The sequence below is a fragment of the Paludibacterium sp. genome, assembly GCF_019232825.1.
Classification (GTDB): domain Bacteria; phylum Pseudomonadota; class Gammaproteobacteria; order Burkholderiales; family Chromobacteriaceae; genus Paludibacterium.
In genome coordinates, this window is the sequence record NZ_JAFAND010000048.1 from 16,937 (window position 1) to 32,615 (window position 15,679).

The window sequence follows — 15,679 nt, forward strand, 5'->3', positions numbered from 1 at the left end:
CTTCGTTGTCTCGTTGCGAGGGGTGCGCTCGCATTGAAACAACGCAAAATTAAGCGAAAATGATGAAATTAGCGCGAATATGACCAAATATTGCGACAGCGCCCGGCCGCAATATTTCTTTACCCGCGTTTACAAAACAATTCGGCGTTAATCGGTGCCCAAGACGGGGCTCAGACGATAGACGCAGCGGCGGCCGTCGCTCAGCAGGTGCTCCACGCGCGATACCTGCGCCCATCCTTCCATCAGGCTTTGAAACTGTTCGAGCTCCGACGCGCAGAAACGTTGGCACGTGCTGGCCGCCGCGCAGATCGGGCAGTGGTCCTCGATGAACAGCCAATCGCCGCCGTCATGCTCCACCCGCGCCATGTAGCCTTCCGCGCTGCGCAATTCGGCCAGGCGCTGCGTCCGCTGCGCCAGGCTGTCGGCGTCGGCGAGCGCCTGCCGATAGTGGGCCAATTGCTGCGCGCCGCGATGCGTGATCAGGCGTGCCATGCCGTCTTGGCCAAACAGCGCGTCGATCGAATCGATGATCTGCAGCGTCAATTGCGCGTGCGTGTCCGGAAAACGCGCGTGGCCCGCGGGGGTCAAGTGCCACAGCTGTTTGGGCCGGCCCACCCCTTTACGCGAGACCTCTCCCTCCACCATGCCTTGCTCGACCAGTTTGACCATCTGCTGTCGTACCGCTTCCGTCGTGGTGCCGAATGCCTGGGCCAGATTGGCGGTGCTGCAGGCGTCGTGCGTTTTGATCCACAGAAGCAGCTGTTCCTCGGGGCGAGACGATTTATCCATGTTTTTTGTTGTGTAATTCATTGTCGTCCGATAGTATTAAAAGCGTATTCTTGCATTATAGGTATTCCGTGCCGCAGAGCAAGAATATTACTAAGAATTTTTCAAATATGAGGAGTCAACCATGCAGAATGCCACATCGATTCGCAGCTACTTGTTGTTGCTGGGCATCGGCGTCGTCTGGGGCGGGCAGTTCGTCTTCAATGCCCAGGCGATCGAAAGCCTGCCGCCCGCCACCGTGGCCGCGGCGCGCGCCGTGTTGGGCGCGCTGACCTTGAGCCTGGTGTCTTATTTCAAGCCGGAGCCCCGTCTCGGCGCCAAGCCGGCCGGCAGCCTGCCCTTGGGCCGGCTGCTGATGCTGATCGCTTTGTTCGAAACCGTGCTGCCGCTGTTTTTGATCGCCTGGGGGCAGCAGCACGTGTCCAGCAGCGTGACCGCCGTGCTCGTCGGCAGCGTGCCGATCGTCACCTTGCTGTTGTCCACCGTGATGAGCGCGCGCAACCACTTTACCGTGTTTTCCGGCTTGAGCGTGCTGCTCGGTTTCCTCGCCATTTGGGTGCTGGTCGATCCGGGCGCGGACGGCCTGAGCGAGCAACATACGTTGATCTACGAAGGCGCGATTTTCCTTGGCGTGATCAGTTTCGGCATCAGCCTGAATTTGATGGAAAAGATCCCGCTCCACGCGCCGATCCGCTCGACGCGCAACATGCTGTGGCTGTCTTCGGCGCCGCTATTGTTGGTCGCGCTGCTGTTCGATCAGCCCTGGTCGTTGAGCTGGGGCATGCACAACATCGTGCCGCTGATGTTGCTGGGCGTGCTCGGGTCTGGGCTTGCCTATCTGATGTATACCGCGCTGGTGCAGCAGCGCGGCTCGGTGTTCACTTCGCTGTCCAACTTCATCGTGCCGATGGTGGGCGTTCTCTTGGGCGTGCTGGCGCGGGGCGAGGATTTCGGCGCGCGCCAAGGCTGGGCGCTGGGGCTGATCATCGCCGCCCTGGCCGTCAACGAAATGCGAGGGATTTTCCGCGCGCGGCAAGCGGTTTGATGCCTGGCCGATAGGACGGATGCGTTTTAGTCCATGAAATTTAATGAGTAGCGTCTAGTACTAAGAGGATGCCGCGCGAGCGGCATCCCCCTCGCATCCCTTTCCCGCAAGGAGTCCCGTATGAAGCACTTGTTTCCCCGCAGCGCCTTGATGCTCTTGCTGTTGCTTGGCGCCATGGCCGCGCACGCCGACGACGCGCGCGTTTATTTTCAATCGCTGGCGGATGGCGCCAGCGTGACGAGCCCGGTGCACGCGCAATTCGGCGTCGACGGCATGACGGTCGCGCCGGCCGGCTCCACGGACCCGAACACCGGTCATTTCCACGTCATCATCGATGCGCCGGCCGTGGCGGCGGGCGAGGTCATCCCCTTTGACGCGCAGCATTTGCACTACGGCAAGGGGCAGACCGAGGCCGATATTCCGTTGCCGCCGGGCGAGCATACGCTGACGCTGCAGTTTGCCGACGGCGCGCACCGCGCCTATGGCGGCAGCCTCGATCAAACGATTCATGTCACCGTGCGCTAGACGGGTAGAATGACGGCTGCGCCGCCGCCCCCGGTGGGGATCGCGGCGGCGCGACGATCATTCCTGGAGCCCATCATGCAGCGCTTGACCATTTCCCTCAGCGACGAGCTGGCCGATGCCTTTGACCAATGGATGCGCCAACGCGGCTACACCAGCCGCTCCGAGGCCATGCGCGACATGCTGCGGCGCGAATTGGGCGAACGCGATCTGGCGCAGGATGACAACCAGCCGTGCGTGGCGGTGCTGAGTTACGTGTTCGATCATCACCAGCGCCAGCTGTCGTCGCGGCTGACCAGCCTGCAGCACGATCATCACGATCTGGCGGTGGCCACGCTGCATGCCCATATCAGCCATGAGGACTGCGTCGAGGCGGTGGTGCTGCGCGGGCGGTCGGCGGAAGTCTCGGCGTTCGCCCACTCGGTGATCGCCGAAACCGGCGTGCGCCACGGCATGGTGCAGCTGATCCCGGTGACGCCGCAGCCGCAGCCGGCGCCTGGTTGGCGGCGGGTCAAGTAGCGCCGGTCACTCAAGCCCGAAGAAGCGGCGCAAGGTGGCGCGCACGGCGCCCTCGGTGCGCATCGAGGCTTTCAGGTGCAGCTCTTCCAGCCGGTGCTGCTGTTCCTGTGCGCGATTGCGCAGGGCGTCGGTGAGCGAGTTGACCAGCTCCTCGCGCGCCAGGAATACGCTTTGGAAGGTGTCGCGGCCAATGCGGTAGCACTCGACCGGGCTCACGGCGCGCACCGTGTAAGGGCTCGGTTCGCCGGTCAATAACCCCATCTCGCCGAAGAACCCGCCCGGCGAGAGCTTCTTCAGCAGCACCGGCTCGTGTCCGGCTTGGCTGACCAGCATGTCGGCTTCGCCGGTGACCAGCACGAACAGCCAATCGGGGATTTCGCCTTGTTCGAGCATGGTGTCGCCGGCGACGAACGGGGTGAATTTCAGCTGATCGGCCAGCAGGTGCAGTTCTTCCTCTCCCAGCATCTGGAACAGACTCAGCCGGCGCAGATGCATCATGCGCTCCTCGCTATGCCGCTTGCGGCGCGAATCGGTCGCGTATTCCTCTTGGGTCATCAGCACGTTGTACACCGGCGGCGCCATGCGCCGGTTGTTACGGCGCAGCACGGCGTCGATCTGGGTGCGGATCGACGAGTCGGTGAGGTCGTCCATCAGCAGATCGGTCAGCCAGTAGCGCACGGCATAGCGGGCGATGCCGTTTTCCATTTTCATCAGCACGCAGTTGGGCGGCGGCGTTTTGGCGACGTGCGGAATGCGCGTTTCGCGCAAGGATTTTTCGATCAAGTCGATGATCTGCGCCGGCAAGGTCTCCAGCGACAGGTCGAACCAGATCCAGCGGCGCCATTGCACCGCCGCGCCGCGACGCTTGCCCAGCACCACGATGCGGTTCTTGACCAGCAGGCTGTTGGGGATGACCACCGTTTCCCAGTTGCGCGTTTCCACGCTGGTGGCGCGCCAGCTGATCTCGGTGATTTTGCCGGAAACGGTGTCGAGCTCCACCCAGTCGCCGACCCGCAGCGTGCTGTCGAGCTGCACGGCGATGCCCGCCATCAGATTGCCGAGGGTGTCTTGCAGCGCGAAGGCGATCACCGCGGTCAACAGCGCCGACGTGGTGACGATCTCGCCCAGCGCCATGCCGGCCACGTGCAAGCGGATCGCGCCCCAGACCAGATAGCACAGCGAATTGACCAGATCGGCGACGATGGCCGGCGGGCGCAGCCGCATCAGCGGCAGTACCAGCTTGAAGGCGATTTGCCCCCAGACGCGGATGATCAATAGGCCCGTGGCGACGTCGACCAGGCTGGTCTGGATGTTGACGGGGACGTGCACGTCGAGCGACAGCACCTGATAGCGCATGTCGAGCCCCACCAGCAATAGCAGCAGCATCAGCAGCAGCGAGGTACGGATATGGGCGCGGCTGTGCCGCGAGCGGATATAGATCAGCGCCATGAGCGCCAAGGTCAGCAGCAGCCATAACCAATGTTGCGTGACCCAAATCAACGAGTCGGGCAATGGCATGATGTTTCCTTTTAATATTCAGTTGCTTAGCTATAGACAACATCTATAGGGCATTACAACATGCATGCAGCATAAATTTCTGTTAACAGAAGCCATACAAACCTTCACATTCATACCGTTGCGCGTTCACGCGCTTACGGTATGTTCTGCGTACGCCATTTTTTCTCTTCTAGCGAATCGACATGCATACAGCGGCAACGGGTGGCCAGGATACGTCGGACGGACAGGCGTCCTGGTGGGCTGCGCTTCTGGCGAGCCACGCGCGTGGCGACCTCGTCGCGGCGCGCGCGTTATGGCGCCAGGGCCGCGCCCAGGGCTTCGACCATCCGCTCGCCGCGCCGCTGGGGCTGTGCCTGGATGGCGCCGGCCGACTCGACGAGGCCTTGCTGCAGCTGCTGCGCGCGGGCCTGGCGACGGTCGCGCTGCCGCATGCCATGGCGCAGACGCATCGTTATCCGGCGGAAGCCGCGGTATGGAAACTCGCCGGCCTGGCGCAGCGCGCCTCGGGCGACGTCAAAGAGGCTGAGGCCTGCTATCGCCAGGCGTTACAACTTGCGCCGGACGACACCGAAGCACATTACAACCTCGGCAATTTGCTGCGCGCGCGCGGCGAGGCGGCCGGGGCGGAACAACACTATCGCGCCGCGCTGGACGCCGACGCGCGGCACGTGCCGAGCTTGAACAATTTCGCCTTGCTGCTCGAGGATCTGGGGCGCAACGACGAGGCGGCGGCCTGCCTGCAACAGGCGCTGCAATGCCAGCCGCAATTGCCGGAACTCCACAACAATCTTGGCCTGCACTGGGCGCGCCGTGGCGCTTGGCCTCGGGCGCTGGCCTGCTATCAACAGGCGCTGGCGCTCGACCCGAATCTGGCCTGGTCGAACGACAACGCCGCGCAAGCGTATTGGCAGTTGGGCCAGCTCGATCAAGCCCGGCGGCATTGGCGTCAGGCGCTGCGCTTCGCGCCGAACGCGGCCGAGTCGTGGGAATCGCTGATCGTGCTGTCATGCCGGCAAGGTCAGTTGGAGGACGCCTTAAGCCTGTGCGACGAGGCGCTCAGCCATTGCCCGAACGCACTGGCGCTGCAGAGCCGCCAAGCGGACGTGCTGTTTCAACTTGGGCGCCACGAGGCGGCCGAGACGGCCTGGCGCCGGGTGCTGAGCAGCGCGCCGGCATGGGCGCGCGCTTGCCACGGTTTGGGTTTGGCGCTGGCGGCGCGCGGCTGCGATGCCGAGGCGCTGGACTGGCTGCGGCGCGCGCTGGCGCAATGCGGCCCCAATGCGGCGCTGTGCAACGATTTGGGCAATACTTGTTTTGCCCTCGGCTATATGTCCGAGGCCTTGTCGTATCTGCGCCTGGCGCGTTCGCTCGACCCGCAATGCGCCCATATCCTCGCCAATCTGGCCAACGTCTTGCGGGCCGACGGCCGCGAAGAGGAGGCGGAGGCCTGTTACCGCGAAGCGTTGCGGCAAGAGCCGGATCGCGCCGACTGGTGCAGCAGCCTGGCTTGCTTGCTGCTGGAGGCCGGCCGCCGGACGGAAGGCGAGGAATGGATGGACCGGGCGCTGCGGCTCGCGCCGGCGCATCCGGTCATCCTGGCGAATGCTCTGCAATATTTGCCCTTCCGTGACGATGACCCCCGCTTGGCGGCGCTGGACACGCTCTACAGCCAGCGCGGCGATTTGCCGGCGCCACTGCAGGCGCGTTTGGCCTTTGCCATGGGGCGGGTGCGGGAGCAGCGCGGCCAGTATCCGCAGGCGTTCGCCGCGTTCAGCGAAGGCAACCGGCTGCGCGCGCGGATGCAGCCTTGGGACGAGGCAGGGGAAATCGCCCGGCTGGCCGAGCTGCGGGCGTTGCTGACCCCGGCGCTGTTCGCGCGCTATGCCGCGTTGGCCGCCACCGCCCCGGCCAGGGAGGACGACGGCCGTGTGCCGGTTTTTATCGTCGGCCTGCCGCGCTCGGGTTCGACGCTGGTCGAGCAGATCCTGGTCAGCCAAGGCGAGGTGTATGGCGCCGGCGAGCAGCGGCTGATGGGGCCGCTGGCGGAGCAGGCGCTGCGTCTGCTTGCGCGCGGCGAGCCCGACATCGTCACGTTACAGGCGCTGCGCGTGCTGGGCCGAAGCTACAAGGACGCCTTGTGGCGGCTGGCGCCCACGGCGCGCTCTATCGCCGACAAAATGCCCGGCAACGTGTTTTACCTGGGGCTGATCCATTTGATGTTGCCCGAGGCGCGCTTCATCCATACGATGCGCGATCTGCGCGACGTCTGTGTGTCCTGCTTCACCGTGCCATTCCATGCCGGCCACGGCTATAGCGACGATCTGACCGCACTGGGACGGCATGCGCTGCGCTATCGCGCGCTGGCACGCCATTGGCGCCAGGCGTTGCCGCCCGGTCGCGTGTTCGACGTGCGCTACGAAGACTTGGTGGCGGACCTGCCCGGCACGGTCGGGCCGCTGTTGGACTATCTGGGCCTGGCTTGGAACGATGCGTGTCTACAATTTCATCGTGCCGAACGCACGGTGCGCACCGCTAGCGCCATGCAGGTCAGGCAGCCGCTGTACGCCAGCGCCGTGGCGCGCTGGCGGCGTTATGAACCGCAATTGGCGCCGTTGCTGGCGCTGTTGTCACAAGAAGAAGAGGATGGCGCCGATGCCCTTTACTAACCCCAAAACGCTGTGGCTGACCGGCCTTTCCGCCGCTGGCAAGACCACGCTGGCCCACGCGCTGTGCGCGCAATGGCAGGCGGACGGCGTGGTGTGCCACTTGCTCGACGGCGATGAAGTGCGGCGGGAATTATGCGCCGACCTCGGTTTCTCCCGCGCCGACCGCTGCGAGAACATCCGCCGCGTCGCCGAGCGTTGCCGTGAGCTCAATGCCGAAGGGTTGTGGGTGGCGGCGGCGTTGATCTCGCCGTATATTGCCGACCGGCACATGGCGCGCGAGATCATTGGCCCGGACCGGTTCGTCGAGATCTATATGAGCACGTCGCTGGCCGTGTGCGAGGCACGCGACCCGAAGGGGTTGTATCGCAAGGCGCGCGCGGGGGAGATTCCCGCGTTCACCGGCGTGAGCGACCCTTACGAGGCGCCGCTCGCGCCCGATCTGTGCCTGGATACCGCACGCCACAGCGTGGAGGCGTGCCGGCAACAAGTGTTTGCGTGGTTGGCGGAACGCCCGTTCTCTTAACCCGGATGAAACCGGTGACGCGGCTGTAGCCGCATTTCATAAGCGATGCAGGGGTCGATGAGCGCCACTTGGCGGCGCCACTCGGCTTCCGGCGCGTCGCGTCGCGCGTTGAGCGTGTTGACGATCACACCATGCGGGTGGCAATGCCAGGCCGTCGGCGGCTGAATGCGGTAGTGGGCGATGCGGCCGGCGCCATCCAGTGCTGCGTAGTGCAACAGCGGGCCGCGCGCGGTATCGACGCGCGCGAGCGCGCCTTCGCCGCAGCCGCACGTTTCCACCGACAGCCGCGCGCCATTGAGCCAGCGCGCCAATTGCAAGAGCCGCGCCAATAGCCGCGCGCGCGCCAGCTGGCCGCCGTAGAGCAGCGGCGCCAGCGTCTCGGCCTCGCGCGAGAGCGCGCCGACCTCGCAAGGCATGCCGCGCCATTCCGGCAATGGCGCGTCGAACCAGGTAGCGGACAACTGCGCCAGATTGGCGGCGTCGAGCACCGGCAGCAGCAAACAGCCGGTCTCGGCCGCGCGTAGGCTATTGAGCCAGCGCGCGACGCCGGAGTGCGGCGCCCCGAGCCAGTCGAGCCAGCCATTGAGACCGAGCGACAGCCAGGTGGCGGGCGCCATGCCGAAGACCCGTTCTTCAGCCAGCGCCGCCATGGCCGGCAGCGTTTGCGCGTCGCGCCATTGCGCGAGCTGCGCTTGCGGCGCGGGCGTGCCGTCGAAGGCCAACGACCAGTCGAGCAAGACCTTGCGCAACGTGTCGCGTACCGCTTCCAGCGTCAGGATATCGATGTCCTCGACGCTGGCAGGGCGGGGGAAACCGGCGGCGGCCTCAAGCGCGAGCCGCGCGGCCAGCGCCTGCGCATGGCCGCAGAGGCTAAAAAGCTGGGGGACGAGGGGATAGACCTGGGCCGGGGCGAGACCGATGAACAGCTGTTCCGCCGCCAGCCGGCGCCATTGCACGCGAAATCCTTGCTCGGCGGTCCATTCAATGGTGATCACGTCGGGTTTCATGCCGTGCATCCTGGCGAGTTTGCTTTTTGACAATGGCATCAATCAAACGATTGAATTATACAATACCCCTGTCCTTATAGGGGGTATAGCTGGCCATTGCACGGCGATTTAACCCCAAGTGTTGTGAGTGGGGGACACTTGCCGTTCTAACGATCATGGTGTTTGGCGCAATGCCGCGCAGTGCGCGGCGATTGCGCCCTACGAGCCCGGAGGCGTCTTCGCGTAGAAGGGTGCACTCGCCGCAGGCAGTGCACCACAGACCTAAGTCCGGGGCGCGATCAACACCCGCTCGGTGCGGTTGCCGTTTTGCACTACCACGGTCAAGCGCCACTCGCCGATCTCCACGCTGTCGCCTTCGCGCGGAATGCGCGTCAGCCGGTCCATCAGCAACCCGGCCACCGAGTGAAAGTCCTCGTCCTCGAAACGGCCCAGATCGACGTGCTGCGCCAGCGTCACCAGCTCCAAGCCACCCTCGACGTCGAAGCTGCCGTCTTCGTTGGCGACCAGCGCCGGGCGCTCGTGCTGCTCGTATTCCTCCGGAAACTCGCCGGCGATCGCCTCCATCAGATCCTTGTGCGTGACGATGCCCTCCAGGCTGCCGAATTCGTTGACCACGAAGGCGAACTCGGCGGCATGCTGGCGGAAGCTCTCCAGCGCCTTGAGCACCGGCACGCTTTCCGGCAGCACCAACGGCTGGCGCGTGGCCGACTCGATGTCCGGCGCGCGCCCCTCAAGCAGCGGGCCCAGCAGATCCTTGCGCGCGACGATGCCGAGCGGTTCGTCGATGGCGCCGTCGCGGATCACCACCAGGCGCGCGTGGCGGCTGTCGCGCAGCACCTGGTGCTGCTGGGGCAGCGGTTGGCCCAGGTCGAGACGCTGAATCTCGCTGCGCGGGGTGCAGATGGCGCGAATCGGGCGTTCGGCCAGTGTCAGCACGCTGCGGATCATCGCACGTTCGTTGGCGGTGAAGGCATCGCGGGCCGGCGGTTCGGCGCCGTCGGCGCCATGGGCGGCGGGCGCCAGGCGGCTGCCCATCAGCGACAGCACCGTGCTGGCGGTGCGCTCGCGCAGCGACCGCGTGCGGTCCAGATAGCGGATGCGGTTGTTCTGCGCGATTTGGTTGAAGGCCTCGATCAGCACCGAGAAGCCGATGGCGGCGTACAGATAACCCTTGGGGATGACGAAGCCGAACCCGTCGGCCACCAGGCTGAAGCCGATCATCAGCAAAAAGCCCAGGCACAGCATCACCACCGTCGGATGGGCGTTGACGAACGCGGTCAGCGGCCGGCTCGCCGACATCATCAGCAGCATGGCGATCACCACCGCCGTCATCATCACCAGCAGGTGGTCGGACATGCCGACTGCGGTGACTACCGAGTCGATGGAGAACACCGCGTCCAGCACCAGGATCTGCGCCACCACCGCGGCGAAGGCCGGGTGGTTTTTCTGGCCGTTGCCGTGGACTTCGAACTCGCCCTCCAACCGCTCGTGCAATTCGCTGGTGGCCTTGAACAGCAAGAACGCGCCGCCGGTCAGCATGATCAGGTCGCGGCCGGAGAAAGGATGGCCGTAGACGGTGAACCACGGCGTGGTCAAGCGCACAAGCCAGGCGGCGCCGGCAAGCAGCACCAGGCGCATCACCAGCGCCAGCGACAGCCCGGCGAGCCGTGCGCGGTCGCGCTCCTCCTCGGGCAGTTTGTCGGCCAGGATGGCCACGAACACCAGGTTGTCGACGCCCAATACCACTTCGAGCACAATCAGGGTCAGCAAGCCCAGCCAAGCGGCGGGGTCGGACAGCCAGACGACGTCCATCATTTTTGCGTCAAATCCTCAAATCGAATCGTTACGAAAACCAGCATAGGCTATTTGGGTTACAGGAAGTTCATTGCGATGACGTTTTGATGGCATATTGAACGCGGGTAGAAACAGAAAAGGCGCCGGGTTTCCGGCGCCTTTTTCACGTCAATGCACGCTGGCTGGATAGTGTTGCGCCACCCAGTCTTCGAAGCGGCGGCACATTGCCGCTTCGCCGTCGGCGTTGTCGGCGATCACCTCGGCGCCGTAGACCAGACGGATGGTGGCATCCAGCCGGTCCGGGAATACCTCGGGATACGCGCGCGTCTTGGCGGCGGCCATCAGCGCCTCGGCGTCAGCCCAGGCTTGCTCGACGCTGCGGGTGCAGCTGTCGGCCAGATAGCGCGGGTTGAACGATTCGCCGGTCAGCCGCACCAGCGTGGCGTTGTGGTTGATACTGTTGCCCGGGCCCCAATAGTGCTCGGCCAGCTTCGGGCCGATGGCGGGATTGTCGGTCAGGTAGCCGTATTCGCGCTTGAAGTAGGCGCGCGTCTGGTAGACCGCCATATTGGCCAGCAGGTAGCCATGGTAGGACGCCGCCGATTCCTGGTTGAGCTGGTGTGGAATGGCCAACAGCGGCCGCGGGCTGACGGCGACGCCGAGAATGCGCTGTTCGGTGGCGCGCGCGAGTTCGAGGATCTTGCCCGGGGTGAGGTCGGCCGGCGGCAGCGCGTATAGCGCGCGCTCGAAGTAGCCGACCACGGCCAGCATGCGTTCGTTGAACGCGGCAAACGGCTGCGCGGCCTCGATGCGGGTGCGGATCAGCGTGTCGGGCATCGCCTCGCCGGCGCTGTTCTTGGCATAGCGCTTGAGCCAGTCGGCATCCGACAGCATGCTGTCGCAGAACATGCTTTGCGTTTCGGCGTAGGCCATCGACGTCGGCGAGAATTCCTGCGAGAAGCAGGGCGAATTTTGCGTGACGTTGGCGAAGTGCGCCGCGTGGCCGCCTTCATGGAACAGGGTGTTGATGGCGCGCAGGCCGCTGCCGACCTGGTCGGGCTTGGCGTCGGCGGTGAAGTTGATCTGGCCCGCCACCCAGCGGCCTTGATCGAAGAAGCTCGGCACCGGGCCGTGGCAGAAACCGTTCTGGTATTTGCCTTCGCGTTCGATCAGGTCGAGTTGCATGGTGGCGCCGCGGTATTGAATGCCGAGCCGGCGGAAGCTCAATACCCAGCGCTCGACCGCCTTGGCGAACGGCAGGTAGGGGTCGAGCTGACGGGTAACGTCGCCGCTCATGTGGAAGCGCAGGTTGTGTCCGCTCAGCGCATCCTGGCCTTGGCGGTCGGCGAGCGCCGACAGCGCCCGGTGATTGGCGTCGCGCGTGCGCGCCTCGAATTCGTCCAGGATGGCGAACAGCGCCTCCGGCGACATCTGTTCGTTTTTGTTGACCTTGTAGTCGAAGTAGTCGCGGAAACCGAGACTTTGTGCCAGCTGGTTGCGCTTTTTGACGATGTCGATAAAGCCGTTGTCGAGCACCCAGCGCTCCAGCCCCAACAGCGCGTCATGCGAGCTCTTGCGCGCCGCCTCGTCGCGGTTGGTGCCGAGGTTGGTGGTCAGCATCGACAACGTGGCGTCCTCGCGCTCGCCGTTGTCGTTGACGTGCTGCATCTTGTAGTCGCGGCGCTTGGCGAACAGCGCCGACTCCAAGTCGATCAGCTCGGCCATCAGCGCGCGCGCCTCGGGGGTCTCGATGATGTTGCTGCGAAATAGCGCGCGCCAGCCGGCAAAGCCATGGATCAGCGCGTCGCGCGCCGCGCTTTGCGGCAGCGCGTCCAACTGTTCGAGCGCGCCGTTGACCGCCGCGAGCCGCTCTGGGCTGGAAATGAAGTCCTTGAAGGCGGCTTCGGCGCGGGCAAAGCCGGCATGGTCGTCCGAGGTGGCCATATAGGTTTGCCAGAACAAATCTTCCTTGGTCTTATGCACCGCCAAGTAGTCGTGATTCAGTGTGTCGAATGCGCTTTGCAGCGCGGCAAGCGTGGTCATGAACAAAATCTCCGTATGGGTTCGGCTTTTTATTTAGCCCTTGAGCGTGTAATGCCAGAATTTTATGTTTTATGAGTTTGTTGCGGAAGTATGGTTTTTGATCTTGGACATAAATAAAGGAAAATTGTCCATGATTGACAATAAAAAGCCTGTTGTATTTGCGCCAGGGCGCAGTCTCCGCTTCACGGTTCTGGCTGCGCGCCGTCGTTCGGGCTATTAAGATGGCATAAGTGTAGCACTCGATGACGCCATGGGCGGTGGGGTTGCCGGCCAGGCGGGACACAAGGACAAAGTTTCCATGCTGAACTCGATGCGTATCGGTATGCGTCTTGCCCTGGCGTTCGCGCTCATGCTGGCCCTGCTGGTGGCGGTGGCCGCGCTGTCGCTGTCGCGGCTTAACCGCCTATCGACGGTGACGCAGTCGCTGGTGGATGTGCAGGTGCAAAAGCAATATCTGGCGCATCAGGCGAACCAGCACGCGCTGACCGCGGCCAATCAATTGCTGGTGTTGCTGCAAACCAGCGACCGCACCCGCCGCATCGGCCTGTATCAGCAAATGGATGGCGAGCTGGATGCGGCCGATCTGGCGATTACCCGGCTCGACAAAGCCTTGGCCGAGGCGCCGACCCCTTCGACCAGCAGTGAAAAAGCGCAGTTGAGCCGGCTCAAGGCATTGCGTCGCGCCTACAACGACCGTTTCTATCAGACCGTCAACCTGATCGAGCAGGAAGGGCCGGAGAAGGCGCGGCAGCAGTTCGAGGGCTCGACCCGTCAGGCGCTGGCGGCACTGCTGGACGGTACGCGCGTGCTGTCCGACACCCAGCAGCAGCTGATGCGCGATGAGTTGTGGCAACTGCGCCAAGCCGAGCACCAGGCGCGCATGCTGGTGGTGTCGCTGTCGGCCGGGGCGCTGTTCTTGGGCGTGCTGTTGGCCTGGCGCATGGCCAAGAGCATTACCCGCCCGGTGAGCGAGGCGGTGGGCGTGGCCGAGGCGATCGCGCGCGGCGACCTGGGGCGTCCGGTGCCGGTGGGTGGGCGCGATGAGATCGGCAAGCTGCTCGGCGCGTTGCGGGTCATGCGCGACGCCATTTCCAGCCGTGAGGCGCGCATTCTGCGACTGGCCTATGAGGACGATCTGACCGGCCTGCCGAACCGCACGCGCCTGGTCGAGGTGTTTCAGGCGTTGCCGGCGGACACGCGCGGCGCGGTGCTGGTGTTCGATATCAATCGTTTTTCCCTGATCAACCTGGCGCTTGGCCAGCAAGTGGGTGACCGGCTGCTGCGTGAAATCGGCCTGCGCCTGTCGCCGTTGCTGGAGGAGGGGCAATGGCTGGTGCGGCTGTGGGCCGACCAGTTCGCGCTGTTGCTGCCCGGGGCCGATCTGCCGGCGGCGCAATCGCTGGGCGAGCAGATGGCTTTGCTGTTGCGCGCGCCGCTGATGCTCGACCAGCAGCGGCTGGACGTCGAAGGCACGCTGGGCATCGCGCTGTTTCCGCAGGATGGCCAGGACGCGCCCACCCTGTTGCGCCGCGCCGAGCTCGCCGCGCGCACCGCCAAGGCGCGCCGGCGCCAGTGGCTGAGTTTTGCCGAGTCGGGGGCGGAGCCCGCGCACGCGGAGCTGTCGCTGATGGGCGAGATGCGCGAGGCGCTCGCGCGCGGCGAATTCGTGCTGTTCTATCAGCCCAAGGTCGATCTGCGCGCCGGGGGCGTGCCGAGCGCCGAGGCGCTATTGCGCTGGCAACATCCCGAGCGCGGCTTGGTGCCGCCCGGGCGCTTCATTCCGTTTGCCGAGCAGACCGGTTTCATCCGCGAAATCACGCCCTGGCTGCTCGATCAGGTCATGGCGCATGCCGCCGCCTGGCGGCGGACCGGCCGTACCACGGTGCCCTCGGTCAATCTGTCGGCGCACGATCTGCTCAATCCCGGTCTGGCCGATCTGGTCGCCGGGCTGCTGCGGCGCTATGGACTCGCGCCCGACGCCTTGTGCCTGGAGATCACCGAGAGCGCGCTGATGGAAGACCCGGCGCAGGCGCTGGCCTTGCTCGACCGGCTTGCCGGATTGGGCGTCAAGCTGTCGATCGACGACTATGGCTCGGGCCAGGCGTCGCTAGGGTATCTGAAGACGCTGCCGGTGCACGAGCTGAAGATCGACCGGGTGTTCGTCGATGGCGTCGACCGCACGCCGAAGAATGCCGCCATCGTCCGCTCCACCATTCTGCTGTGCCACGAACTGGGTCTGTCGGTCGTCGCCGAGGGGGCGGAAACCGAGGCCGAGCTTGCCTGGCTCGGCGACAACGGCTGCGATCTGGTGCAAGGCTATGTGTTGGCGCGGCCGATGGCTTTGGAACAATTTCTCGCCTGGCAGCCTCCGGCTGTATGATGTGGCTGTTTTCAAGCAAAGGAATCATCGTGTCCAAGGTATCGATCACTCCCGAAGTCACCGTCAGCAATCAGGGGCCGTTCGTGCTGTTTGGCGGCGTCAACGTGCTGGAGTCGCGCGATTTCGCGCTCCATGCGGCGGAAGCCTACGTGCGCGTTACGCAGAAGCTGGGCATTCCCTACGTGTTCAAGGGCAGCTTCGACAAGGCCAACCGCTCGTCGATCCACTCGTATCGCGGCCCGGGGCTGGAAGAGGGGCTGAAGATTCTGCAGGCGGTCAAAGACGCTTTCGGCGTGCCGGTGATTACCGATATTCACGAGCCTTGGCAGGCGGCCCCGGTGGCCGAGGTGGCCGACGTGTTGCAACTGCCGGCGTTTCTTGCCCGCCAGACCGATCTGGTGGTGGCGATGGCCAAGACCGGCCGGGTGATCAACATCAAGAAGCCGCAATTTCTCAGCCCGTCGCAGATGGGCAATATCGTGGAAAAATTCATCGAAGCCGGCAACGACCAGTTGATTCTGTGCGACCGCGGCAGCTGCTTCGGTTACGACAACCTGGTGGTCGATATGCTGGGCTTTAGCGTGATGCGCCAGATCAGCGACGACATGCCGGTGATTTTCGACGTGACGCACGCGCTGCAGAAGCGCGAGTCCGGCGCGGCGGCCTCGGGCGGCCGGCGCGAACAGGTGGCCGAGCTCGCGCGCGCCGGCATGGCGGTGGGGCTCGCCGGCCTGTTCCTCGAGTCGCATCCCGACCCGGACCAAGCCAAGTGCGACGGCCCGAGCGCGTTGCCGCTCGACCAGCTTGAGCCCTTCTTGAGCCAGATCCAGGCCATCGACCAGCTGGTCAAGTCGTTCGCGCCGTTGAAGATCTAAG

13 protein-coding genes are annotated in these 15,679 nt (G+C 64.7%); 7 read left to right on the top strand and 6 right to left on the bottom strand.

The window, feature by feature from the left end; genetic code table 11:
* Positions 1–147: 147 nt before the first annotated feature.
* Positions 148–789: a DeoR family transcriptional regulator gene (locus JOZ06_RS06025; protein WP_293230003.1), complete on the bottom strand. Its 642-nt coding sequence runs from the start codon at positions 787–789 to the stop codon at positions 148–150.
* 121 nt (positions 790–910) lie between these two features.
* On the opposite strand from JOZ06_RS06025, the gene JOZ06_RS06030 reads away from it, so the two are divergent.
* The 3 genes from JOZ06_RS06030 to nikR all read left to right on the top strand — a co-directional run bounded on the left by JOZ06_RS06030 (position 911) and on the right by nikR (position 2,872).
* Entirely contained in the window at positions 911–1,831 is a 921-nt protein-coding gene (locus JOZ06_RS06030; protein ID WP_293230006.1) for a DMT family transporter, read from the top strand.
* Between the two features lie 120 nt (positions 1,832–1,951).
* Entirely contained in the window at positions 1,952–2,356 is a 405-nt protein-coding gene (locus tag JOZ06_RS06035) for a DUF4399 domain-containing protein (RefSeq protein WP_293230009.1), read from the top strand.
* A 75-nt stretch (positions 2,357–2,431) separates the two neighbouring features.
* Positions 2,432–2,872, top strand: coding sequence for a nickel-responsive transcriptional regulator NikR (gene nikR / locus JOZ06_RS06040; RefSeq protein ID WP_293230012.1), 441 nt, complete (start codon positions 2,432–2,434; stop codon positions 2,870–2,872).
* Positions 2,873–2,878: 6 nt separating this feature from the next.
* Here the strand turns inward: nikR and JOZ06_RS06045 are convergent, their stop codons facing one another.
* Entirely contained in the window at positions 2,879–4,390 is a 1,512-nt protein-coding gene (locus JOZ06_RS06045; RefSeq protein WP_293230015.1) for a mechanosensitive ion channel family protein, read from the bottom strand.
* A 182-nt stretch (positions 4,391–4,572) separates the two neighbouring features.
* On the opposite strand from JOZ06_RS06045, the gene JOZ06_RS06050 reads away from it, so the two are divergent.
* Together JOZ06_RS06050 and cysC are read left to right on the top strand one after the other, a co-directional pair.
* The gene (locus JOZ06_RS06050) at positions 4,573–7,056 is read left to right on the top strand and encodes a tetratricopeptide repeat protein (RefSeq protein ID WP_293230018.1); all 2,484 of its coding nucleotides are present in this window, start codon (positions 4,573–4,575) and stop codon (positions 7,054–7,056) included.
* The gene (gene cysC, locus JOZ06_RS06055; protein WP_293230020.1) at positions 7,043–7,579 is read left to right on the top strand and encodes an adenylyl-sulfate kinase; all 537 of its coding nucleotides are present in this window, start codon (positions 7,043–7,045) and stop codon (positions 7,577–7,579) included. The genes JOZ06_RS06050 and cysC overlap by 14 nt, the downstream gene beginning before the upstream one ends.
* Here cysC and JOZ06_RS06060 read toward each other — a convergent pair.
* The 4 genes from JOZ06_RS06060 to JOZ06_RS06075 all read right to left on the bottom strand — a co-directional run bounded on the left by JOZ06_RS06060 (position 7,576) and on the right by JOZ06_RS06075 (position 12,706).
* On the bottom strand, positions 7,576–8,586 hold the full coding sequence (locus JOZ06_RS06060; protein ID WP_293230023.1) for a hypothetical protein: 1,011 nt from the start codon (positions 8,584–8,586) through the stop codon (positions 7,576–7,578). The two genes, cysC and JOZ06_RS06060, sit on opposite strands and share 4 nt — an antisense overlap.
* A 261-nt stretch (positions 8,587–8,847) precedes the next feature.
* Entirely contained in the window at positions 8,848–10,398 is a 1,551-nt protein-coding gene (locus tag JOZ06_RS06065; RefSeq protein ID WP_293230037.1) for a TerC family protein, read from the bottom strand.
* Positions 10,399–10,548: 150 nt separating this feature from the next.
* A complete protein-coding gene (locus tag JOZ06_RS06070; RefSeq protein WP_293230026.1) occupies positions 10,549–12,423 on the bottom strand; it encodes a M3 family metallopeptidase in 1,875 nt (624 codons plus the stop codon).
* A complete protein-coding gene (locus JOZ06_RS06075) occupies positions 12,356–12,706 on the bottom strand; it encodes a hypothetical protein (RefSeq protein WP_293230029.1) in 351 nt (116 codons plus the stop codon). The genes JOZ06_RS06070 and JOZ06_RS06075 overlap by 68 nt, the downstream gene beginning before the upstream one ends.
* Positions 12,707–12,721: 15 nt before the next feature.
* Here JOZ06_RS06075 and JOZ06_RS06080 point away from each other — a divergent pair, with 15 nt between their 5' ends.
* On the top strand, positions 12,722–14,803 hold the full coding sequence (locus JOZ06_RS06080; RefSeq protein ID WP_293230032.1) for an EAL domain-containing protein: 2,082 nt from the start codon (positions 12,722–12,724) through the stop codon (positions 14,801–14,803).
* 29 nt (positions 14,804–14,832) lie between these two features.
* Positions 14,833–15,678: a 3-deoxy-8-phosphooctulonate synthase gene (gene kdsA / locus JOZ06_RS06085; protein WP_293230035.1), complete on the top strand. Its 846-nt coding sequence runs from the start codon at positions 14,833–14,835 to the stop codon at positions 15,676–15,678.
* Position 15,679: the final 1 nt, after the last annotated feature.